This window comes from Micromonospora sp. NRRL B-16802, assembly GCF_001279555.1.
In the GTDB taxonomy this organism is placed as follows: domain Bacteria; phylum Actinomycetota; class Actinomycetes; order Mycobacteriales; family Micromonosporaceae; genus Micromonospora; species Micromonospora profundi.
On the sequence record NZ_LGEB01000053.1, the window covers coordinates 176067 to 198792 of the forward strand.

General features: G+C 70.4%; 20 protein-coding genes. 12 read left to right on the forward strand and 8 right to left on the reverse strand.

Going from position 1 to position 22726, the window contains the following annotated elements; genetic code table 11:
- Nucleotides 1-105: 105 nt before the first annotated feature.
- Nucleotides 106-2526 (forward strand): M28 family peptidase, encoded by a 2421-nt coding sequence (locus ADK66_RS11130; protein WP_053654106.1) that lies wholly within the window; start codon nt 106-108, stop codon nt 2524-2526.
- Between the two features lie 46 nt (nt 2527-2572).
- Here ADK66_RS11130 and ADK66_RS11135 read toward each other — a convergent pair whose 3' ends face one another.
- Both ADK66_RS11135 and ADK66_RS11140 read right to left on the reverse strand, forming a co-directional pair.
- The gene (locus tag ADK66_RS11135; protein WP_053654108.1) at nt 2573-3514 is read right to left on the reverse strand and encodes a threonine/serine dehydratase; all 942 of its coding nucleotides are present in this window, start codon (nt 3512-3514) and stop codon (nt 2573-2575) included.
- Between the two features lie 40 nt (nt 3515-3554).
- A complete protein-coding gene (locus ADK66_RS11140; RefSeq protein ID WP_053654975.1) occupies nt 3555-4574 on the reverse strand; it encodes a hypothetical protein in 1020 nt (339 codons plus the stop codon).
- A gap of 178 nt (nt 4575-4752) precedes the next feature.
- Here ADK66_RS11140 and ADK66_RS11145 point away from each other — a divergent pair, with 178 nt between their 5' ends.
- Nucleotides 4753-5112: a hypothetical protein gene (locus tag ADK66_RS11145; protein ID WP_053654110.1), complete on the forward strand. Its 360-nt coding sequence runs from the start codon at nt 4753-4755 to the stop codon at nt 5110-5112.
- A 79-nt stretch (nt 5113-5191) separates the two neighbouring features.
- Here ADK66_RS11145 and ADK66_RS11150 read toward each other — a convergent pair whose 3' ends face one another.
- Nucleotides 5192-6769: an ATP-binding protein gene (locus ADK66_RS11150; protein WP_231640004.1), complete on the reverse strand. Its 1578-nt coding sequence runs from the start codon at nt 6767-6769 to the stop codon at nt 5192-5194.
- Between ADK66_RS11150 and ADK66_RS11155 the strand changes: the two genes are divergently transcribed.
- A complete protein-coding gene (locus ADK66_RS11155) occupies nt 6750-7199 on the forward strand; it encodes a GNAT family N-acetyltransferase (RefSeq protein ID WP_082377423.1) in 450 nt (149 codons plus the stop codon). The two genes, ADK66_RS11150 and ADK66_RS11155, sit on opposite strands and share 20 nt — an antisense overlap.
- Before the next feature lie 24 nt (nt 7200-7223).
- On the opposite strand, the gene ADK66_RS11160 is transcribed toward ADK66_RS11155, so the two are convergent.
- The 3 genes from ADK66_RS11160 to ADK66_RS11170 all read right to left on the reverse strand — a co-directional run bounded on the left by ADK66_RS11160 (nt 7224) and on the right by ADK66_RS11170 (nt 8825).
- Nucleotides 7224-7478: a Smr/MutS family protein gene (locus ADK66_RS11160; RefSeq protein WP_007465523.1), complete on the reverse strand. Its 255-nt coding sequence runs from the start codon at nt 7476-7478 to the stop codon at nt 7224-7226.
- Nucleotides 7479-7596: 118 nt separating this feature from the next.
- Nucleotides 7597-7965, reverse strand: a complete 369-nt coding sequence (locus tag ADK66_RS11165; RefSeq protein WP_053654116.1) for a M48 family metallopeptidase — start codon at nt 7963-7965, stop codon at nt 7597-7599.
- Between the two features lie 89 nt (nt 7966-8054).
- On the reverse strand, nt 8055-8825 hold the full coding sequence (locus ADK66_RS11170; RefSeq protein WP_053654118.1) for an ROK family protein: 771 nt from the start codon (nt 8823-8825) through the stop codon (nt 8055-8057).
- A gap of 62 nt (nt 8826-8887) precedes the next feature.
- On the opposite strand from ADK66_RS11170, the gene ADK66_RS11175 reads away from it, so the two are divergent.
- The 3 genes from ADK66_RS11175 (at nt 8888) to ADK66_RS11185 (ending at nt 12130) form a co-directional block, all read left to right on the forward strand.
- Nucleotides 8888-10525, forward strand: coding sequence for an ABC-F family ATP-binding cassette domain-containing protein (locus ADK66_RS11175; protein ID WP_053654121.1), 1638 nt, complete (start codon nt 8888-8890; stop codon nt 10523-10525).
- A 38-nt stretch (nt 10526-10563) separates the two neighbouring features.
- Entirely contained in the window at nt 10564-10884 is a 321-nt protein-coding gene (locus ADK66_RS11180; protein ID WP_053654123.1) for a hypothetical protein, read from the forward strand.
- 520 nt (nt 10885-11404) lie between these two features.
- On the forward strand, nt 11405-12130 hold the full coding sequence (locus ADK66_RS11185; protein WP_053654125.1) for a methyltransferase domain-containing protein: 726 nt from the start codon (nt 11405-11407) through the stop codon (nt 12128-12130).
- A 31-nt stretch (nt 12131-12161) separates the two neighbouring features.
- Here the strand turns inward: ADK66_RS11185 and ADK66_RS11190 are convergent, their stop codons facing one another.
- Entirely contained in the window at nt 12162-13199 is a 1038-nt protein-coding gene (locus tag ADK66_RS11190; RefSeq protein ID WP_053654128.1) for a LacI family DNA-binding transcriptional regulator, read from the reverse strand.
- Between the two features lie 144 nt (nt 13200-13343).
- Here ADK66_RS11190 and ADK66_RS11195 point away from each other — a divergent pair, with 144 nt between their 5' ends.
- Genes ADK66_RS11195 through ADK66_RS11215 form a run of 5 tightly spaced genes read left to right on the forward strand, consistent with a single transcriptional unit; the run spans nt 13344 to nt 19111 of the window.
- Nucleotides 13344-14858, forward strand: coding sequence for an alpha-N-arabinofuranosidase (locus tag ADK66_RS11195; protein WP_053654977.1), 1515 nt, complete (start codon nt 13344-13346; stop codon nt 14856-14858).
- Nucleotides 14859-14917: 59 nt separating this feature from the next.
- Entirely contained in the window at nt 14918-16252 is a 1335-nt protein-coding gene (locus tag ADK66_RS11200; protein ID WP_053654130.1) for an ABC transporter substrate-binding protein, read from the forward strand.
- Between the two features lie 6 nt (nt 16253-16258).
- Nucleotides 16259-17224, forward strand: coding sequence for a carbohydrate ABC transporter permease (locus ADK66_RS11205; protein WP_053654132.1), 966 nt, complete (start codon nt 16259-16261; stop codon nt 17222-17224).
- Nucleotides 17225-17234: 10 nt separating this feature from the next.
- Nucleotides 17235-18089 (forward strand): carbohydrate ABC transporter permease, encoded by an 855-nt coding sequence (locus ADK66_RS11210; protein WP_197281487.1) that lies wholly within the window; start codon nt 17235-17237, stop codon nt 18087-18089.
- Nucleotides 18086-19111: a glycoside hydrolase family 43 protein gene (locus ADK66_RS11215; RefSeq protein WP_053654134.1), complete on the forward strand. Its 1026-nt coding sequence runs from the start codon at nt 18086-18088 to the stop codon at nt 19109-19111. The genes ADK66_RS11210 and ADK66_RS11215 overlap by 4 nt, the downstream gene beginning before the upstream one ends.
- 55 nt (nt 19112-19166) lie before the next feature.
- Here ADK66_RS11215 and ADK66_RS11220 read toward each other — a convergent pair whose 3' ends face one another.
- Nucleotides 19167-20663: an amino acid permease gene (locus tag ADK66_RS11220; protein WP_053654136.1), complete on the reverse strand. Its 1497-nt coding sequence runs from the start codon at nt 20661-20663 to the stop codon at nt 19167-19169.
- A 302-nt stretch (nt 20664-20965) separates the two neighbouring features.
- Between ADK66_RS11220 and ADK66_RS11225 the strand changes: the two genes are divergently transcribed.
- Entirely contained in the window at nt 20966-22624 is a 1659-nt protein-coding gene (locus ADK66_RS11225) for a glycoside hydrolase family 10 protein (protein ID WP_053654139.1), read from the forward strand.
- The last annotated feature ends 102 nt before the right edge of the window (nt 22625-22726 follow it).

A 22726-nucleotide genomic window follows, 5' to 3' on the forward strand; every position in this document is an offset into this window, starting at 1 on the left:
CTCGCCGCCGGGCCGAAGATAGATGGACGTTCGGCCGTGCCATCCGGGGAGTCGGAAGGCAGGATGATGCCACCCCTCAGGTCCCACCATCCCCAAGGAGTTCCCGTGGGCGCACCTTCCACAGCCGCCACGGCCGACACACCGACCCGCCCGAAACGCGGCGTACCCGCTGCCGACCGTGCGTTGGCGCGACCGCGCCTGCGGCTCCTGGCTGCCGCCGCGGCGCTCGTCGCGCTGGTCGCCGTCGGCGCCAGCAGCCTGCTCGACCTGCGCACGCCGACGCCACGGCCGGCGGACGCTCCGACGGGCGAGTTCAGCGCCGCCCGCGCGTTCGAGGACGTGCAGGTGATCGCTGCCCGGCCGCACGCCGCCGGCAGCCCGGCCAACGACCAGGTCCGCGCGCACCTTGAGCAGCGGCTACGCGGGCTGGGCCTGGAGACCGAGGTGCAGGACACCGTGGCACCGGAGGCAGGTGAACTCAGCGGGGCGGCGGGCGGGACGGCCCTGGCCCGGGTCCGCAACGTGGTGGCCCGGCTGCCCGGCACCGACCCGACGGGCCGGGTGTTCCTGGTTTCCCACTACGACTCGGTGCAGACCGGGCCGGGTGGCAACGACGCCGCCGCCGGCACCGCTGCCGTCCTGGAGGTGGCCCGCGCCCTCAGCGTCGGCCCGCGGCCGCGCAACGACATCGTCTTCGTGCTCACCGACGCCGAGGAGGCGTGCCTCTGCGGCGCTGTGGCGTTCTCCGCCAGCCATCCGCTGGCCGCCGACGGCGGCGTGGTGCTCAACCTGGAGGCGCGCGGGTCCACCGGCCCGGTGATCATGTTCGAGACGTCGCAGGACAACGCGAAGCTCGTGGACGTCTTCAGCCGGGCCGCCCCGCACCCGGTCGGCACCTCGTTCGCAGTGGAGATCTATCGAGCGCTGCCCAACGACACCGACTTCACCGCCTTCCTCGACCAGAAGTTCGTCGGGTTGAACTCGGCGTACATCGACGGCGGCGCGGTCTACCACACGCCGCTGGACACGCCTGCGGCGGTGAACCAAGGCAGCCTCCAGCAGCACGGGGACAACGCGCTGGGCCTCGCCCGGGAATTCGGCAGCACCGACCTGACCGCCCTGCGTGCGGGCGACGACGCGACCTACTTCCCGGTCCCCGGCGGGCTGGTCCGCTATCCCGGCTGGCTCACCCTGCCGCTGGCCCTGCTCGCGGTGCTCGCGGTGGCCGCGCTGGGCTGGCTGACCCGCCGCCAGGGCCGGGCCAGCACCGGCCGCCTGGCCGCCGGCTTCGGGCTCGCCCTCGTGCCGATCGTGGCCGCGCCGGCCGCCGCGCAACTGCTCTGGCTGGCGATCAGGGCCATCCGACCGGGGTACGCCCAACTGCTCGACCCGTACCGGCCGATCTGGTACCGAATGGCAGTGCTGGCGCTCGCCGCCGCGATCCTGTTCACCTGGTACGCGCTGACCCGCCGCCGGGTCGGCCCGGCCGCGCTCGCCTTCGGCGGGCTGGCCTGGCTGGCAGTGTTCGGGGTGCTGCTCGCCGTCGCGGTGCCCGGTGGGGCGTACCTCACCACACTGCCGGCCCTGGCCGGTGGCATCGCCGGGCTCGTCGCGCTGCGGACCCGGCAGACCGGGCCGTGGCCGGTGGTCGCGACGACCGTCGCCGCAGCGGTCGGCGTGATCATCCTGCTGCCCACGGTGACTCTGCTCTTTCCCGCGCTGGGTATGGCGAAGGGCGGAGTTGCCGCGCTCGTCGCGGTACTGCTCGGTCTGACCGCCCTACCGGTGGTCGACCTGCTGCACCCGCAGGCCGGCGGCCAGCGAGGGCTGGTGGCCCTGCGCGCCCGACGGCTCGCCGTCCTGCCGGCCGTGGCCGCCGCCCTGGCGGCGGTGGTGCTCGCCGGGGTCGGGCTCGTCGTGGACCGGTTGGACGCCGACCACCCCGCGCCAACCCACCTGATGTACGCCCTGGACGCCGGCACCGGCCAGGCCCGCTGGCTCAGCCGCGAGCCCGATCCGCAGCCGTGGACCGACGGCTACGTGGGCGGGTTCACAAGCGTCGAGGACGACTTCCCCGGGCTGGGCAAGGCCAAGCTGCGAACCGGGCCGGCACCAGTGACGAACCTGCCGGCGCCGAAGGTGGACGTGCTTGCCGACAGCACCTCCGGCACCGAGCGCACCCTGCGGCTGCGGCTCACCCCGCAGCGGCCGGCCCGGCTGGCCACCCTGCACGTCGACACGTCGACCGCCACGGTGCTGCGCGCCGAGGTCGCCGGCCGACCGGTGCCGATGGAGCCCCGGAAGGGGAAGTGGGGCTTCGGGCTGGTCTTCCACGCCCTGCCGCCGGAGGGCTTCGAGGTCACCCTGACAGTGAGCCCGAAGGGCGGGCCGGTAGTGGTGCGGGCCATGGACGCCAGCGACGGCCTGGACGCGCTGCCCGGCTTCCGCCCCCGACCGCCGGACGTCGGCATCGTCGGGTCGCACAGGTCCGACATGCTTGCGGTCGCCCGCACCTATCCCCTCTGACCCACCCGCCGCTGGTCCGGCGGGGGGTGCTCCCCGCCGGGCCAGCTCAGTGCGGCGCGGCCGGTCCCAGGTCACTCGGATCGGTGTTGCCGCCGCAGACGATCACCGCCACCCGCTCCCCCGCCTGCGGCACGTACGCCCCGCCGACCAGCGCGGCCAACGCGGCAGCACCACCGAACTCGGTGGCGACCCGCAGCTCCGACCAGAGCAGCCGACGCGCCCGCACCAGATCCTCGTCGCGGACCAGCACCGAAACCACCCCGGTACGGCGGGCGGTGTCGAAGGCGATCTCACCGATCCGTCGGGCACCCAACGAGTCGGTGGCGACGCCGCCCACAGCGATGTCGACCTGCCCGCCCGCCTTGAGAGCGGAGTGCAGCGTGGGGATCTGCTCGGGCTCGACGGCGACGACACGTACCGACCCGTCGAACCAACTGGCGATGCCGGACACCAACCCACCACCGCCGACCGCCACCAACACGGTGTCGACGCCGTCCACCTGCCGTTCCAGTTCCCGCCCGACGGTGCCCTGACCGGCCACCACCTCCGGCTGGTCGTACGCGTGCACGACAAGCGCGCCCGTCTCCTCCGCCCGTCGGGTGCTCGCCGCCAACGCCTCCGCGTAATGCTGACCCACCTGCCGCACCTGGGCACCCAGCCCGGCGAGCCGCTGCACCTTCACCGGCGAGGAGGTCACCGGCACGAAAACCTCCGCCGGTACGCCCAGCGACCGGGCCGCGTACGCGACAGCGAGACCGTGGTTTCCGCCCGAGGCGGCGATCACCCCAGCCGGCGGCAGCGCCCCCTGGAGCATCCGGTTGAACGCGCCGCGCGGCTTGAACGAGCCGGTGTGCTGGTGCAGCTCCAGCTTGAGACTGAGCTGACCGGCCACGCCCAGGTCTGCCCCGTCGACAGCGATGACCGGGGTTTCCCGGACCCGCCCGGCGACCAGCGCGGCGGCCGCCTCGATGTCGTTCCTGTCCACCATGGAAACGCCCCCTCGCTAGGACCGTGGTCGGTGAGCCATCCTAGGGAGCGCCGAGGAGGGCACCCTGGTCGGCGGCGCGCCGCAACCGGCGGTGCTCGGCGGTGACCACCCCCAGCAGGGCCAGGTCGATCGCGACCACGGCGACCGCACTGAACTGGTTGACAGTGAAGTTGAAGATCTGCCCGAACAGCAGGTCGACGAGCAGTGCGAGCTTGAACAGCCGGAACGCGTCGAGCCGGTTCGGGCGCAGCAGCCACGCCGCCCGCAGACCGAGCACCGCAGTGACAAGCGCGGTGGCGGTGACACCGAGCACCGCGCCCCACTCGCGCTCCTGGTCCAGCTCTCCGGTCACACCGTCCAGCAGCACCGCCACAACGACCAGCACCGGCTCCACCACCAGGTAGATCACCACCAGCCAGACCAGCCAGCGCTGCCGGGTCGCCCAGGCGGCGAGACGCCGGGCCCCCTCCGCCGCCCGCTGCCAGAACCGGACCGGAGGCGGCTCCCGTCGGGGCATCGTGTCCAGCAACTGCTCCATGGCAGCCTCGACGGCAGGCCCGGTGCCCCGCACGAGACGCCGCACCTCCGCCCGGCGCCGGTCGGTCAGCCCGGCAGGCTGACCGCTGAGCACCACGTCAAGCGCATTGGCCGTACGCTCGGCCGGGGTCAACTGCGATCGGCCGGTACGCCCCCGTACCGCCTGGGTGAGCAGGACGAGCAGGGCGAACGCGACGTAGATGATGGCGGCGGCCGGGGCGTAGAAGTAGTCGGTGCCGGTGGTGACGAACTTGCCCACCTCGTCGATGAACAGCCCGAACCCGATGCCGCCGACGATCGCCCCGGCTGTGCGTGGCCCTTCGCCAAGGAAGACCAGCGGGATCCCGAGGCCGACAGCGAGCAGCAGGCCGCCCCAGAGCACATGGGCGATGTGCAGCCCGCCGCCGCCGATCTGCGGATAGTCGGCCGCCTCAAGGTACGCCCGCACGGCCAGCACCGTGACCACGCCGGAGAGCACGAAAGCCTGGAGGTGGGACGCCGCCTCGACCGCCCGGGTCGGCAGCCGGCGAACCAGCCAACCAACTCCGGGACGGTGGCGCGAAGGTCCAGATGACATGTTCCGAAACCTAGTAGCCGCCCACGGCTCGCGGACGTGGTCCCCGTCGACCCGACGATGCCAGCCCGTTCCAGCGGTACGCCACGGGGCTGACGCCGCTCGCGCGATGTCGGATACTTCGGCGATGACGCTGTCGGCGACACGCCCCGCCCGCGCCGGGACGGGCAGGGCCGACCCCCGCACCTCGCTCCTGGTGCTTGCCGGCTGGTACGCGGCAGTCGTCGTGGCGTTCGGCCTGTTCCTCGGCACGCGCTCCGGAACTGTTCCCGCCGGCTGCGGCGAGGGGTGCGACTCCGAGCGGTCCAGGATGCTGAGCTTCGGGCTCTACGTGGCCGCGCCGGCGCTCTTCCTCGCGCTGCTGGTCAGCCTCACGCTGCTCGCGGCGCTCGTGTCCCGTACCCGGATCCGTTCGTCGGCACTGGTGGGCACGCTGAGCGCGGTGCTACCGCTGGCCGCGTGCGGCGTCCTCACCACGAGCCTCTGACCGGTGGATGCTGGCCTTCGTCGCGTCCATGCGACCGCTGGCGGGGAGAACGTCGCACCCATCGCAACGTCTGCCTGCATCAGGCCGACCACGTCTGGACGATGTCGTCAGGTCCCCAAACAAGATCCACAGAGTCCGCCGGGAGGTCGACTCCAGAACGGCTGACGACGACCAGGCCGCTGACGCCGAGCTGAAAACCCGGGATCAGCGGGGCGTCGCGCCGCAGTTCGTCGAGATGGCGCCTGTCGAACGGGCCCTCCTGCCATTTGATGGAGCCGGCGAACGCGATGCGGGAGGCGACCGGGGTGCGGTCGACTCCCACAAGATCGATCTCCGGGTTGAACTGCCGGTTCCACCAGGCGCCAACTTCCCACGTGTCGGCCCAGGGCAGGCGTCCGGCACCGGCGGAGATGGCCAGCGCATCGCGAATGATCGGCTCGACGGCGTTGCCCCGCCAGGTGGACCACCGACTGTCAAGGACAGCGCGGGCGGCCGCTGTCCGGTCGCGCAGAACCAGTTGATGCACGTCGCGCAAGATGGCCAGGTAAAGGCGCAGGTTGCTGTCGGCGATTCGGTACTGGGCCAGTTTGCTGGGCTTGGTGGACAACGGCTTGTCGACGGTGAGGATCTGCTTCTCCTCGACGAGCCTGTGCAGCAGCGGGGACAGGGTGCCGGAACTGACCGGGCCGCCGCGGTCGCCGGCGGCTGCGGCGATGTTGCTGAACGTGCGACCGCCTGCGCCGCCGACCGCTTCCAGAATGCGCCGGGCGGTGTCCGGTGCGGGAAACTCCGACGCCAGGGACTGCTCGGGGACGGTGAACAACGCCGAGGTCTTGTTGGAGATCTCCTGTCGCAAGAAGTCGGCGGGGGGCGTTCCCGGGGCCCATTCCAGGGCGACACCGGGCAAGCCACCAGTGATCAGGTGCGCATCGATCGCATCGGCGCCGCTCAGCCCGGTCACGGCGGCGGTTTCGCCAAGGTTGAACGGGCCGAGGACCATGTTCGTGGCCCTGCCGTAGAACGGCCGGTCGTACTCGGTGAACCGCTGCATCATGTGCAGATCACTGCCCAGCAGCAGTAGTAGCACCGGCTTGCTGGAGAGGAGCCTGTCCCAGGCGACCTGGAGGTGCCCGTCGAACGTCGCGTCCTGCTCGGAGATCCAGGGCAACTCGTCAAAGACGACCACACTCGGCGTGTCGGGCAGGACGCCCGCCAGGACCCGCAGCATGTCGCCCCAGCCACCGGCCGTCGGTTGGGACGGCAGGAGGTCACGACCGCCGGAGGTGAGCAGCGACGAGTCGCGCAGCGCGCCGAGAAAGTGGCCGACCGCTTCGACGCTCGACGCGCCCTTGACGGCGGTGTAGAAGCAGTACGGCAGTTCGACCTGATCGCACAGCTCCTGCACGAGCCGCGACTTGCCCACCTGCCGCCGCCCGCGGATAGCGACAGAGCGGCCACCGCCGGTGCGCTTCACATGATCAAGCTGCTTGGTGAGCAGGTCAAGTTCAGTGCGCCGACCGACGAACATAGCCTCTCCAAAGCTAGATCGGATCTTACTTCGATCCAATCTACCAGCCGGGAGCCGCTCCGGCCTAACCCAGTCGCTTGTCCAACCTCCGCCCGCTATGGTCCGCGACATGCGGCTGGAGAAGATCACCCCGGAGAACTACGAGGCGGCCCTCGAACTGTCGGTGCGCCCCGATCAGGAGGATCTGGTCGCGCCGGTGGTCCAGTCGCTGGCCGAGGCGTACGTCTTCCCTGACCACGCCTGGCCCAGGCTGATCTACGACGGCGACCGGCTGGTCGGCTTTCTCATGGCCTTCCTCGACATCCCGTGGGGCGACAATCCGGACGACCTGCGCTCCGGTCTGTGGCGGCTGAACATCGCGGCCGACGCACAGGGGAAGGGTTACGGCCGGTTCGCCACCGCGGCCGCCTGCGGGGAGATCCGCGCCCGGGGCGGCACCCAGGCATACGTCACCTGGGAGCCCCGGGCAGGAGGGCCGGAGGAGTTCTATCTGAAGCTGGGCTTCCGGCCGACAGGCGAGCAGAGTGGCGGCCAGACGGTTGGCGTCCTGGACCTCTGAACCTGCCTCGCGGGCAGCACGACACTACTTCCAGCGGAAGTGCACGAAGAGGCGGCCGAAGTTCTTCGAGTCCTTCTCCACCCGGTGGTAGAGCTGCTTGACGTCCTTCTGGTCGAGGAACCGCAGCACCCGCTTCTTGAGCTGCCCCGACCCCTTGCCGGGGATGATCTCGACGAGGGTGGCCTTCTTCGCCACCGCCTCGTCCATGATCCCGCGCAGCGCCCGGTCGATGTCCTGGCCCTTGTTGAAGATCTCGTGCAGGTCCAGCTTGAGCTTCATGCCGCAGCCCCCGGCCGGTCAGGTCCCATGCCCGCCATCCTAGGCATGCTCGGCGGGCACCCCGCCGTACGACGAAGGGCGGCCCCGCAGGACCGCCCCTTGCTCGTCGCCGGTTCGTTCAGCGCGTGCCGCCGACACGGGCCTCGACCCGATCCAGCGCCACCCGATAGTCGTCGTTGGCCGCGTACATGGCGGCGGCGATCCGCAGGTGCCGCAGCGCGTCGGTGTGCCGGTTCAGCCGCTCCAGCGTCCGCCCAAGCACGTGGTGCGCGTAGTGGTCGCTCGGGTCCCGGTCGACCAGCTCCCGCAGGTGCGCCTCGGCCCGGTTGAGCTGGGCCGACTGGAAGTATGCCCGGGCCAGCAACTGCCGGACCGCCGCGTTGCCGGGCTCGGCGTCCACGATCGGCTCCAGCAGTCGGGCCGCCCCGCTCGGGTCGCCGGTCTCGAAGAACATGGTCGCCCGCCGGTAGTCCGCCAGAAGATCCATCTGTCCACCTCCTCGGGTCGTACCGTCACCTGTCCCGACGCTGGCACAACGCTGTGAGTTTGGCGACTGTTCCCGATGTCGAGATCGGGTCAGGTTCGGGCGTTCCGGCGGCCGGTGGACAGCTCCCAGGCGCGGACGCCACCGACGATGCCTGCGGTGTTCGGCACCACCACCACGTCGTCGCCCATCCGGGCCAGTTGCTCGGGCCGGATCAGCCGCGAGTTGCCTCCGCCCAGATAGAGGCGGTCCCAGCGGAACACGGGACGGAGCCCGTCCACCACCTGTCGGATCCGGCGGGACCAGAACGCGTCGCCGAGTCGCCGACGCTCCGGCTCACCGACGTACGTGTCGTAGGTGGTTCCCCACCGCACCGGCGCGTGGGACAGCTCAAGGTGCGGCGCGAGCCGACCGCCGTCGAAGAGGGCGCTGCCCAGCCCCGTCCCCAGGGTCAGCACCAGCTCGCAGCCGGTGCCGGCGACCACCCCGGCGCCGTGCACCTCGGCGTCGTTGAGCACCAGCGCGGGCACCCCGAACGCGTCGGCCAACGCGCCGCGGGCGTCCCAGCCGGACCACTCGGCAAGCAGGTCCGGGTCGACGCGGGTGCGCGGACCGTTCCTGGTTACGTAGTGCGGGGTGGCGACCACCACTCCGTGCCTGATCATGCCGGGTACGCCTACGGTCAGCCGGTCCGCCGTCGGCAGCCGCGCGCCCAGGTCCAGCAGCGTCTGGACGAACAGTGCGGGCGGCAGCGGGTACGGAGTCGGCACGCGCAGCGGCCGGGCGCGCATCGTGCCGGCCTCGTCGAGCACCGACGCCTTGATGCCGCCGCCACCGCAGTCGATCGCCAGTGTGGTCACCACGCTGTTGAGTCTGCCCGCTGCCGTCGGTTCGTATGCGGGCAGCCGGATAGGCTGCCGTCCTGATGAGCGCCACGATGATCGTCAAGGACCTGGCCGCCGGGCACGGCGACCGACCACTGTTCGCTGGCCTGGACCTGGTGGTCGCCCCCGGCGACGTGGTCGGCCTGGTCGGGCCGAACGGCGCCGGCAAGTCGACGTTGCTGCGTACCCTCGCGGGGTTGCTTCCGGTGGAGGCCGGCAGCGTCCGACTCAGCCCGCCCACCGCAAGCGTCGGACACCTGCCGCAGGAGCCGGAGCGGCGGCCGGGCGAGACGGTACGTGACTTCCTGGCCCGCCGGACCGGGGTGACCGCCGCGCAGGCCGCGTTGGACGCGGCGGCCGAGGCGCTGACCGCCGGGGCGGTAGGGGCCGACGACGCGTACGCCGACGCCCTGGAGCGCTGGCTCGCCCTCGGCGGTGCGGATCTGGAGGAGCGCGCCGAGCAGGTAAGCGCCGACCTGGGGCTCGCGGTGGCTCTGGACCACCCGACGACCGGGCTCTCCGGCGGTCAGGCCGCCCGCGCCGGGCTGGCGTCGTTACTGCTCAGCCGGTACGACGTGTTCCTGCTCGACGAGCCGACGAACGACCTGGACCTGGCCGGGCTGGAACGGCTTGAGGAGTTCGTCACCGGGCTGCGGGCCGGCACGGTGCTTGTCAGCCACGACCGGGAGTTCCTCACCCGCACGGTGACCCGCGTGCTGGAGCTGGACCTGCCCCAGCAGCAGATCAACCAGTACGGCGGCGGCTACGCGGCCTACCTGGAGGAGCGCGAGGTGGCGCGCCGGCACGCCCGCGCCGACTTCGAGGAGTACGCCGACACCCGAGCCGGTCTGGAGGCGCGGGCGCGTACCCAGCGCTCCTGGATGGAGAAGGGCGTGAAGAACGCCCGGCGCAAGGCCACCGACAACGACAAGATCGGCCGGAAGTTCCGCAGCGAGGCGACCGAGAAGCAGGCCTCCAAGGCGAAGCAGACCGAACGGCTTATCGAACGGCTCGACGTGGTCGAGGAGCCCCGCAAGGAGTGGGAGCTGCGCATGGAGATCGCCGCCGCGCCCCGCGCCGGCGCCGTCGTGGCCACGCTTCGAGGTGCGGTGGTACGTCGTGGCGGCTTCACCCTCGGCCCGATCGACCTCCAGATCGACTGGGCGGACCGGGTCGCGGTCACCGGGGCGAACGGCTCCGGCAAGTCCACCCTGCTGGCCGCGCTGCTGGGCCGGCTGCCGTTGGACGAGGGCACCGCCTCGTTGGGGCCGGGTGTGGTGGTCGGCGAGGTCGACCAGGCCCGAGGGCTGTTCCTCGGCGACGCCCCGCTGATCGACGCGTTCCACGCGGCCGTACCCCACATGTCGCCGGCGGACGCGCGGACCCTGCTGGCCAAGTTCGGATTGCGGGCGGCGCACGTCCCGCGGCCGGCAGCCACCCTCTCCCCCGGAGAGCGGACCCGCGCGGCGCTGGCCCTGCTCCAGGGTCGGGGCGTCAACCTGCTGGTGCTCGACGAGCCTACGAACCACCTGGACCTGCCCGCCATCGAGCAGCTCGAATCGGCCCTTGCCAGCTACCCGGGAACACTGCTGCTGGTCACCCATGACCGGCGGATGCTTGCCGCCATCGAGACGAACCGTCGACTGCGGGTGGACGCCGGGCGGATCGCCGAGGATTGATCCGTGCCGGCGGACCGTCGCGGGGTGAGAATGTCGCCATGCTCAAGTGGGAGTACGCCCTGCTGGTCCGCCGCCGTCAGGCCGCGACCACCGACCTCGGCTGGGAGGTCGTCTTCGTCTGGTACGGCCCGGACGGCTCGATGGTCGACGTGACGCCGTACGGCGACACCTCGCTGGCCCACCTCAACAGGGCCGGGGACCAAGGCTGGGAACTGGTCTCCATGAGCGAGGACCCGTCCCTGCCCGGCAACAACGAACTGCACCGATACCACCTCAAGCGGCCGAAGGCCACCGATCCCCCACCCCGGCAGCGGATGCGCGGCGCGGGCCGACCGGGCCGCCGTACCCTCTCGGGCTGACCTGCCGCACCCCTGCTCTGGCCGGCCCCGGCGCACCCTGCCGCCCGGTCCGATTCGCCGCACCCGGACGCGGCTCAGGGCTCACGGCTCACGGCTCGTGGTCAACGGCTCGCAGCCACGGCCCGGGATCGAGGGCGTGGCTGCGGAGGCGCGGGGCGTGGCGCGGAGGCGCGGGGCGTGGCGCGGAGGCGCGGGGCGTGGCGCGGAGGCGCGGGGCGTGGCGCGGAGGCGCGGGGCGTGGGGAGGCGCGGGGCGTGGCGCGGAGGCGCGGGGCGTGACGCGGAGGCGCGGGGCGTGACGCGAAGGCGTGGGTGCGGGTGCGGGTGCGGGTGCGGGTGCGGGGCCCAGGGCTCGTCGAGGCGTGATACCTCTGAGGAATTTTGATGACTCTCAGGTATCACGCTCGCCGCAGTGTCCCCGTCGGTCCTGCGACACGCCGACTGGACGGCACGCCGAGGCTGTGGACGAGTGGGGCATACCGGGCGCGGATGCGGGTAACGCGCGGCGGGAGGTGGCCCCAATGGTTGCTTTGGCACAGACTCCACCCTCGGCCGACCGGCTGCGGGCGATCGACGAGTTCCTCGCGCGGGCCTGGGCGGACCAGGTCCGGCACGACGACCGGCTGCGCGGCTTGGCGGTCGAGGTGCGGTTCGACCGGGGGGTGGCGCACCTCAGTGGTGAGGTGCCCGAGCAGGAAGACCTACGGCTGGTACGCGACATGGTGGGCCGGCTGGCCGGGGTCTACGGCGTCTGGTGCCGGGTCGGCGTCGGCGGGCGGAAGCCGGTGGTGGTGGATCTCGGCTGCGGACCGACGAAGCAGTGGCAGGGCAACCTGGGGTTGGACATCTATCCAGCGCCGGGTGTGGACGCGGTGGCGGACCTCTCCGGCTCGCTGCCCCTGGCCGACAACTCGGTGGACGTCCTCTTCGCCGTACACATCCTGGAGCACCTGATCGACTTCCTACCGCTTGTGGACGAGTGCCACCGGGTGCTCCGCCCGGGTGGCGTGCTCCACGTGATGAGCCCCTGGTGGGGGCACGTGAACGCGGTGGCGGACCCGACACACGTGCGGCTGATGGACGTGCAGACGTTCAAGGGGATCTGTCAGCTACGGCCGCCGGGCACGCCGCGTTGGTATCCCCTGCACGCCGGCTGCGACGGCGCCTCCATCTTCGCCGACCTGACCCCACTGCCCCCCGACGAGGACCCGGCACCCCAGTCCCACCTGGCCCGCTTCTTCGACTGATCCGCCCGCCCCAGCCGGCTTGGTCAGGACGTCATTGCGGCGGTACGCCGGCAGCGAGGGCACTGACCTTCTGGGTGGATTCTCGTAGTTCCACGCGGTAGGGGGCGGAGAGTTCCCGGGCGGGAGCAGCCCGGTCGCCGTCGAGACGGTTGGCGAGCAGTTCGACGGCGAGACGGGCGATCCGCTCCTTGTCCGGCGCGACGGTGGTGAGCGTCGGGATCGAGAACCGGCCGTCCTCGATGTCGTCGAAACCGACGACCGCCACGTCGTCGGGCACCCGTAGGCCGGCCTCGTGCAGGGCACGCAGGGCACCAAGTGCGAGCGTGTCGTTGAAGCAGAAGACGGCGTCGGGGCGTACCCCTGAGGTGAGCAGGCCCCGCATGGCGGCGGCACCGTCGGCGCGGTGCCAGGCCGCCGCGGGCGCCACGAGGGTCTCGTCGAAGTCGAGGCCGGCGGCGCGGTGTGCGTCGGCGTAGCCGGCGAGGCGCAGCCGGGCGCTGGCGCCCTCGTCGGTGCGCTGCGAGCCGATGGCCGCGATCCGGCGGTGGCCGAGCTGGATCAGGTGGCTGGTGATCTCGCGGGCGGCCGCCACGTTGTCGATGACGACGCGGTCGGCGGGGCCGTGGTCGACCCGCTCGCCGAGCAGCACCATCGGGGCGCCGTCCAGACCGGTCAGGTCCTCCGCGGTGAGTGCCAGCGGGCTGAAGATGAGCCCGTCGATGAGGTGGTCGGTGATGCCGGACGCGACAACCCGTTCCTGCTCGCGCCGGCCGCCGGTCTGGTCGATGAGCACAGTCCAGCCGTAGTCGGCGGCGGCGGTGACGACGTGGCGGGCCAGTTCGGCGAAGTACGGGATGTCCAGTTCCGGCACGGCCAGGGCGATCACACCCGTGCGGCCCTTGCGCAGGTGGCGCGCGGAGAGGTTCGGCCGGTAGTTGAGTTCGGCGATGGCCTGCTCGACCCGGGCCCGGGTGTCGGGCCGGACGTGGACATAACCGTTGACCACGTTCGAAACGGTCTTCACCGACACGCCGGCCCGCTCGGCCACGTCCTTGAGCCTGTGTCGCACTGCGAAACCTCCCCTGTAACCAAGCGCACCATACCTCGTCATCAGCTCTTTACAACGTTGCCTACAACGTTGTAGAAACGAGGGACACCGGGGTGGCCCGTGACTGCGGTCACCCGGTCCAGCACCGAGGAAAGGTGGCATCCCTTGCGGACGGCACAGCTGACGATCGATCCGGCCTTCGCGATCGGCCCGGCCGACCGACGTCTCTTCGGCTCGTTCGTCGAGCACATGGGGCGGTGCGTCTACGGCGGCATCTACGAGCCCGGCCACCCCAACGCCGACTCCCGCGGCCTGCGCCGAGACGTGCTTGAGCTGACCCGCGAGCTGGGCGTATCGGTGGTCCGCTACCCCGGCGGCAACTTCGTCTCCGGCTACCGCTGGGAGGACGGGGTGGGCCCGGTCGGTGACCGGCCGCGCCGCCTCGACCTGGCCTGGAAGACGATCGAGACCAACGCGTTCGGGCTGGACGAGTTCATGACCTGGGCCGCCGAGGCCGGCGTCGAGCCGATGATGGCTGTCAACCTGGGCACTCGCGGCGTCCAGGAGGCCCTTGACCTGCTGGAATACTCCAACCACCCGGGCGGCACCGCGCTTTCCGACCTGCGTCGCAAGCACGGCGCGGAGGACCCGTACGGGGTGCGGCTGTGGTGCCTCGGCAACGAGATGGACGGCCCGTGGCAGGTCGGCCACAAGACCGCCGACGAGTACGGGCGCCTGGCCGCCGAGGCGGCCCGCGCGATGAAGATGATCGACCCGTCGATCATCCTGGTCGCCTGCGGCAGCTCCAACCGGCGGATGCCCACGTTCGCCGCGTGGGAGGCGACAGTGCTGGAGCACACCTACGAGCACGTCGACTACATCTCGGCGCACACCTACTACGACCCGTCCGACGGCGACCAGGCCAGCATCCTGGCCTCAGCCGTCGACATGGACAACTTCATCACCGAGGTGGTGGCCACCGCCGACCACGTCGCTGCCAAGCAGCGGCACAAGCGCAAGCTGAAGATCTCGTTCGACGAGTGGAACGTCTGGTACGAGTCCCGCCTCCAGGCCGACCTGGACCGGCGTGGCTGGGTCGAGGCGCCGGCGCTGATCGAGGACGACTTCACGGCTGTCGACGCGGTTGTCGTCGGTGACCTGCTGATCACCCTGCTGCGCCACGCCGACCGGGTCGGGGTGGCCGCTCAGGCCCAGCTCGCCAACGTCATCGCGCCGATCCGCACCCGCAACGGCGGTCCCGCCTGGCGGCAGAGCATCTTCCACCCGTTCGCGCTCACCGCCCGGTACGCCCGGGGCACCGTCCTGCGTACCGAGCCGGTGTCGCCGCGCTACGACACGAAGAAGTTCGGGGACGTGCCGGTGCTCGACACCGTCGCCGTACACGACGAGGAGACCGGCGAGCTGACCGTCTTCGCAGTCAACCGTGACCAGACGGACCTCGCATTGGACATCGACCTGCGCGGTCTGCCAGGACTATCCGGTTATTCCTTCCAGAGCATCGCTGCCGGGTCTGACCCGTCGGCGACGAACACCGAGGCCGAGCCCGACCGGGTGACGCCCCGGGAACTCCCCACACCCACCACCGACGGCGGCCGGTGCACCGTACGCCTCCCCGCCGTGTCCTGGAGCGTGCTGCGCTTCGGCCCGGCCGCCGTCTGATGTCGTACCGGGCTTGACCAGGCACAATTCATTCCGTCCCCCCAAGGAGAGATACCAGCATGATCCAGAACGACATGAGCCGGCGCCGCCTGCTCGGCCTTGGTCTCGGACTCGGTGCCGCGGCTTCGTTGACGCTCGCCGGTTGCGGCGGCGGCGACGATGACGGCGCCTCCGGGCCGGCCGCGGGCAACGGCGGCAAGGAGTACACCGGACCCAAGGTCGACCTGAAGCTGTGGAACGGCTTCACCGGCGGCGACGGCGAGATCTTCAAGACTCTGGTGAACCAGTTCAACACCGAGCACCAGAACATCGCCGTCTCGGTGGCCACGTACCAGTGGGAGGACTACTACAACAAGCTCCCCGGTGCGGCCTCCAGCGGCAATGGCCCGGACATCGCGGTCATGCACATGGATCAGCTCGCCACCTTCGCCGCCCGTGGCGTGATCAGCGAGCTGGACGACGTGGCCAAGAACCTGGAGCTCTCCGAGGGCGACTTCGCCCCGACCGTCTGGAAGGGCGGGCTCTACAACAACAAGCGGTACGGCATCCCGCTGGACATGCACCCGCTGGGCTTCTACTACAACAAGTCCGTCATGGAGAAGGCCGGCCTCGACCCGAACAAGCCGCCAACCACCAAGGACGACTTCACGGCGGCTCTTGTCGAGCTGAAGAAGTCCGGCGTGCAGGGCTTCTGGGTCAGCCCGTTCCAGTTCACCGGCGGCATGACCTTCTACTCCCTGCTCAACCAGTGGGGCGGCACCCTCTTCGACGCCGACGTGGCGAAGGCCACGTTCAACTCGGACCCGGCGGTCGAGGCGTGCACCTGGTTCGTCGACATGATCAAGCAGGGCCACTCACCTGCGAACGTCGGTCAGGACGCCGAGTACCTGGCGTTCAAGAGCGGCAAGAACGCCTTCACCTGGAACGGCATCTGGCAGATCAACGATCTGAAGAAGAGCCCCGAGGTGCAGTGGGGCGTCGCCCCGCTCCCCCAGATCGGCAGCAAGCCGGCGGCCTGGGCAAACTCACACAACTTCACGATCGTGAAGCAGCGGGCCAACAACGCCAACAAGGTCTCGGCTGCGAAGGTCTTCATCAACTGGCTGAGCCAGCACTCGCTGGACTGGGCCAAGGGCGGTCAGATCCCGGCCCGTAAGGATGTCCGCGAGGGTGCCGAGTTCAAGGCGCTTCCGGAGATCTCGGCGCTCGCCCCCGAGCTGGACTACGCGGCCTTCCCGCCGGCGGCACCGGGGCTGGGCGAGGTCATCACGACCTTCTACAACTCGTTCAACGAGGCCGCGCTGGGCAAGAAGACGCCGAAGCAGGCGCTTGACGACGGTGTTGCCAAGGCCAACAAGCAGCTCGAGGACAACCGCAAGAAGTACGGGAGCTGATAACCCGTGGCGGACGTGATCGAGGTCGGGGCGGCGCGCGATGACGCGCCGCCCTCGGCGGCCAAGGCTCCCCGCCGGGGCGCCACGGCGGGCCGGACCGGACGGGCGACGCCGTATCTGTTCCTCGCCCCCTACCTGATCCTGTTCGGGGTGTTCGGCCTGCTGCCGATCATCCTGGGCGTGTGGCTCAGCGTGCACCAGTGGGACTTCCAGCTGCCCAACCGCCCGTTCGTCGGGTTGGACAACTACAAGCAGCTCTTCTCCAGCGACTCCGCCGTCTTCGGCGACTGGTGGCAGAGTGTCCGGGCGACCGCGATCTTCACGCTGCTGTCGGTGCCGCTGCTCGTTGTCGTACCGCTCGGGTTGGCGTTGCTGTTGAACCGCTCCTTCCCGGGTCGGACCTTCTTCCGGGCTGTGTACTTCGCGCCGTACGTGCTGGGTGTTGCGGTGATCGGCCTGCTCTGGCGCTTCCTGCTCGACGCCAACCTGGGCCTGGTCAACCGGCTCCTCGGCGTGGTCGGGCTGCCGTCGGACACCCCGTGGGTGACGAACATGCCGTGGGCGTGGATCTCCCTGGTCGGGGTGACAGTCTGGTGGACCTCGGGCTTCAACGCGGTGATCTACCTGGCCGGCCTTCAGGACATCTCGCCTGAGCTGTACGAGGCGGCCCGGATGGACGGCGCCAGCGCGTGGCAGCGGTTCCGCAACGTCACACTGCCCGGCCTGCGGCCGGTGCTGCTCTTCGTGATCACCACGACAGTTCTCGCCTCGGCGAACATGTTCGGCCAGTCGTTCCTGATCACCCAGGGCACGCCCGGGACGGAAACCCGCACCGTGGTGTGGTTCATCGTCGAGGAGGGCCTGCGGAACAACAACGCCGGCCGCGCCGCCGCCATGAGCCTCGTGTTCGCCCTGATGCTGGTGGTCGTGAGCATCGCCAACTTCCGTCTCTTCCGCTACAAGGAAGACTGAGGGGTACGCCATGACGACGCCCACTCCGACCGCCCGCCGTTCCGCTCTCACGGGCCGGGTCGTGCTCTACGCCACCCTTGTGGTGCTGGCCCTGATCTTCCTGGTCCCGCTGGCCTGGATGGTCATCACCTCGCTGAAGACCTACACGGCCGCCCAGCAGATCCCGCCGAGTTGGCTGCCCAACCCTGTCGCGGGCTACGGCTACGAGCAGATCCTCAACAACTCGGCCAACCCGGTGCTGCGCTGGTTCCTCAACAGCATGGTGGCCGCCACCCTGCACTCGCTGCTGGTGCTGGTGACCGCCTCGATGGCGGCGTACGCCCTGGCCCGTCTGCGGTTCCGCGGGCGCGGGGTGACCTTCGCGCTGATCGTCGGGACGCTGTTCATCCCGCCGACCTCGCTGATCATCCCGAACTTCCTGATCGTCGACCAGCTCAGCTGGATCGACACCCTCGCCGTCGTGGTGGTGCCCGGCGCGGCCAGCGCGTTCGGGGTGTTCTTCCTGCGGCAGTTCTTCCTGTCTCTGCCGAACGAGTTGGAGGAGGCCGCGACGCTTGACGGCGCCAACCAGTGGCAGATCTTCTTCCGGGTGGTGCTGCCGCTGTCCAAGCCGGCCCTGGCCACCCTGGCGGTGCTGTCGTTCCTGACCAACTGGAACGACTTCCTCTGGCCGATCTTCGTGCTGTTCAGCCCGGAGAAGCTCACCCTGCCGCCGGGCCTGGGCCTGCTCCAGGGCTCGTACGTCACCGACTACCCGGTGATCATGGCGGGTGCGGTGCTGGCAAGCGTGCCGGTGCTGATCCTCTTCGTGCTCGCTCAGCGGCACATCATCCAGGGCGTCTCCCGCAGCGGTCTGAAGGGATGACGCGGGCGACAACCCTGCGACGTGGCGCGGCGGCGGTCGTTCTGGCCGCCGCGCTGCTCGTTTCGGGCTGCACCGGAGACAGCGAATCCACCCCCACGAGCAGCGGGAGCGACTCAAGCATGTTCACCAACCCGGTCGTACGCACCGACGCCCCGGACCCGCAGGCCATCCAGGTGGGTGACACCTGGTATCTGTTCCACACCAACTCCGGCGGCCGCAACGTGCCGGTGCTGACGTCGGCGAACCTTGTCGACTGGGCCGAGGCGGGGGACGCCCTGCCTGCGCTGCCGGGCTGGGCGGACGCCGGCAAGACCTGGGCGCCCGAGGCGATCCAGTTGGCACCGGAGGAGTTCCTGCTCTACTACACGGTTGCCGGCCGGGAGTCCGGGCGGCAGTGCGTGGGTCGCGCGGTGGCAAGTGCGCCGCAGGGCCCGTACCGGGACGACTCGACAGGTCCGCTGATCTGCCAGGCGGACCTGGGCGGGGCGATCGACGCGAGCCCGTTCCGGGACACCGACGGCAGCCTCTGGCTGCTGTGGAAGAACGACGGCAACGCGATCGGGGTGGACACCTGGCTCTGGTCGCAGCGACTCTCCGACGACGGCCTGACCCTCGTCGGTGAGCCGACGAAGCTGCTCAAGCAGACCGAGCCGTGGGAGGGGACCCTGATCGAGGGGCCGTTCTTCCACCGTCAGGACGGCCGGCTGCTGTTGTTCTTCGCTGCCAACGCCTACGACCGGGCGGAGTACGCCGAGGGCTACGCGGTCTGCGAGAGCCCGACAGGCCCGTGCGTGAAGGCGGCGGAAAACCCGATCCTGAAGAGCACCGACGCCGCCTCCGGCCCCGGTCACGCCTCGATGGTGGTCAAGGACGGCCGCACGTGGCTGCTCTACCACGCGTGGCCGCCCGGCCTGGAGGGCAGCACCGACCCCGGTCGGCAGGTCTGGCTCGACGAGGTGACCTGGGTCGACGGCAAGCCTGTCGTCAAGGGGCCGACCGCCTCACCGCAGCCTCGACCCTGAGCGGATCGCATGGAAGGGCCCCCGCCGGAGCGGGGGCCCTTCCGCACGTGTCGGGTCAGGCGGACGGCTCGCGGGGCGCCGGGGCGACGGCGGGCTCGTGCTGGGCAAGCCGGTTGCGGCGGTAGCCGTAGCCGAAGTAGATCACCGCGCCGAGCAGCATCCAGGCCAGGAACCGCAGCCAGGTCTCCACCGACAAGTTGAGCATCAGGTAGAAGCAGGCAAGCGCCGACACGATCGGCAGCACCGGCGAGAACGGCACCCGGAACGGACGCTCCAGGTCAGGCCGCTTGCGGCGCAGGATCGGCACGGCGATCGAGACAAGCACGAACGCACAGAGCGCGCCGATGCTGACCAGGTCGGCCAGGGCGGACAGCGGCAGGAAGCCGGCCAGCAGCGCGACGACCACCGTCATGATCGCTGAGATCCGGTACGGCGTGCCCCAGCGCGGGTGCACAGTCGCGATCGAGGGCGGGATCAACCCGTCGCGGGCGATGGCGAACCCGATCCGGCCCATCGCCACCAGGTCGACAAGGATGACGCTCGTCAGACCGGCGACGGCGGCGATGGAGACCAGCACCGCCGCCCAGCCGGCGCCGACCGACTCGAAGGCCGACGCGATGGGCGCGCCCCGGTCGATCTCGGTGTAGGGCACCATGCCGACAACCACAAGCGAAACGCCGATGTAGAGCACCGTGGAGATCAGCAGCGTGCCGAGCAGACCCAGTGTGAGGTCCCGCTTGGGCTTACGGGTTTCCTCGCCGAGGTTGGCCACTGCCTCGAAGCCGGTGTACGCGAAGAAGACGACGGCTGCGGCGCTGAGGACCCCGACGAAACCGAAGACCGACGGTTCCAGCCCGAACAGCGCCTGGGTGACCGGCTGCTTGATGCCGTCGTCGCCGCTGCCTGCGGGCTCGGCCGGCGGGATGAACGGGGTGAGGTTGGTGGCCTTCACGAAGAACAGCCCGGCGACCACCACGAAGACGCAGATGGACACCTTGACCAGCACCAGCAGGTTGGTGATCCGGGCGGACTCGCGGATACCGACGATCGCCACGACGCCGAGGATCAGCACGACGGCGATCGCGCCGATGTTGACAGTGCTGCCCTCCTCGCCGAACCACCGGGTCGGCAGGTCGAGCAGTTCGGCGAGATAGCCGGACCAGCCTCGGGCCACCACCGCCGCGCCGAGCGCGAACTCCAGCAGCAGGTCCCAGCCGATGATCCAGGCGACGATCTCGCCCATCGTCGCGTACGCGTAGGTGTAGGCGCTGCCGGCTGTCGGCACGCTGGAGGCCAACTCGGCGTAGCAGAGGGCGGCGAGCAGGGCGGCCACCCCGGCGATGCCGAAGGAGATCACCACGCCCGGTCCGGCGCTGTCGCGCGCCTCGATGCCGGTGAGCGTGAAGATGCCGGTGCCGATCACGATGCCGATGCCGAAGCCGGTGAGGTCGACAGCGCCGAGCCGCCGCTTGAGCCCCAACTGGCCCTCGCTGCCGTCGGCTTCGCCCTGGGCTATGACGTCCTTGATTGGTTTGGTTCGCAGCATCGACATGCGCTCACCCCTCCCACCGCGCGACCACCCCCGTGGCGGCCGGTGACCGGCGTTGCTACCCACCGACTGGTACCGTCAACCGCTCTGGAAATCTGACGTTCGGTATGCGAAACATCACGGGCGGCAACCCGGCAATCGACGCCGGACACCCCGAACTCCGACTGTCGGCCAGATGTGGTGTGAACCCCTTGCGGCGGTGGGCCGGAGTGTGAAAATTTCCTTCCAGCGACAAATAGTCAGCGGCGAATCTTGCCGAACCTGTCGCTCGGAGCACCGGTAGCCCCAACGAAGGGACACACCGCATGAAAGCACCTCGACTAGGAGCTGCCGGGCTGGTCACTGCCCTGCTCGGCACGCTCGTCGCCGCCACTCCCGCCAGCGCCGCCCCGGCGAGCGTGGAGACCTCCTCGACCACCACCTGCGTCACCGATCCGGCCACGCCGAAGAGGCAGTTCCGGGCAATGTGGATCTCGTCGGTCGTCAACATCGACTGGCCCAGCAAGGCATCCCAGAGCAGCCCGGACCGGGTCGCCGCCCAGCAGGCCGAATACCGCGACCTGCTCGACCTCGCCGAGCGACTCAACCACAACGCCGTCGTGGTCCAGGTCCGGCCGACCGCGGACGCCCTCTGGCCGTCGCCGCACGAGCCCTGGTCGGAGTACCTGACCGGCGTCCGTGGCCAGGACCCCGGTTGGGATCCGCTGGCGTTCCTCGTCGCCGAGGCGCACCGCCGCAACCTGGAGTTCCACGCCTGGTTCAACCCGTACCGCGTCTCCATGCCGGCCCCCGGTGGTGCCGGCGCGGACCTCACGCAACTCGCGCCCGGCCACCCGGCGCAGCAGCACCCGGACTGGACCTTCGCGTACCCGCCGGCCGGCGTCGCCGGCAGCCGGCTCTACTACAACCCCGGCATTCCCGAGGTACGCGAGTTCGTCCAGACCGCGATGATGGACGCGGTCAAGAGGTACGACGTCGACGGGGTGCACTTCGACGACTACTTCTACCCCTACCCCAGCGGCACCTACCAGGTGCCTGACGACGCCACCTTCGCCGCGTACAACAGGGGTTTCACCGACCGGGCGGACTGGCGGCGGGACAACATCAACCTGCTCATCCAGGAGATGAACGCCAAGATCAAGGCGGCGAAGCCATGGGTGAAGTTCGGGGTCAGCCCGTTCGGCATCTGGCGCAACCAGACCGCCGACCCGCTCGGCTCGGACACGACCGGCAGCCAGTCGTACGACATCATCTCCGCCGACACCCGCAAGTGGATCAAGCAGGAGTGGATCGACTACGTGGTGCCGCAGCTCTACTGGTACATCGGCCAGTACCCGGCCGCCGACTACGCGCGGCTGGTCCCGTGGTGGGCCGAGACGGTACGCGGCACCCGCGTGCAGCTCTACATCGGCCAGGCCGACTACAAGAGCGGCGACCCGGCGTACGGGCCGTTCTGGCAGAACCCGCGCGAGCTGTCCGATCATCTGACGCTCAACCGGTCGTACCCCGAGGTGCAGGGCAATGTGCACTTCTCGGCCGTGCAGGTCCGGGCCAACCGGCTCGGCGCCACCGACATCTACGCCGCCGAGCACTACTCCCGGCCGGCGCTGGTGCCGTCAATGCAGCACCTGCCGGCCAAGCCGCTGCTCTTCCCGGTGGTCACCAAGGCCGTCCGGGAGGCCGAAGGGGTGCGGCTGACCTGGCGTCAGCCCGCCGACGGCGTCGGGCCGCTGGGCACTGCCACCTCGTACGCCATCTACCGTTTCGACGGCACCACGCTGCCGGGCCCGTGCGGCATCGCGGACGCCGCCCACCTGATCGACACCGTCCGGGCCACGCCCGGAGCGCAGTCCTGGGTGGACACGTCGGCCGAGCCCGGCCAGCGCTACACCTACCAGGTGACCGCGTTGGACCGGACCGCCAACGAGAGCCCGGCCAGCCCGCCGGCCTTCGTCCTCCGCTGACCGTACGATTCTGCTGAACTGCCCCGGGTGCCACGGCACCCGGGGCATTCGTCTGTTTCGACGCATGTCACCAATAGTTGGTGGGACGCATACCGACAAGTT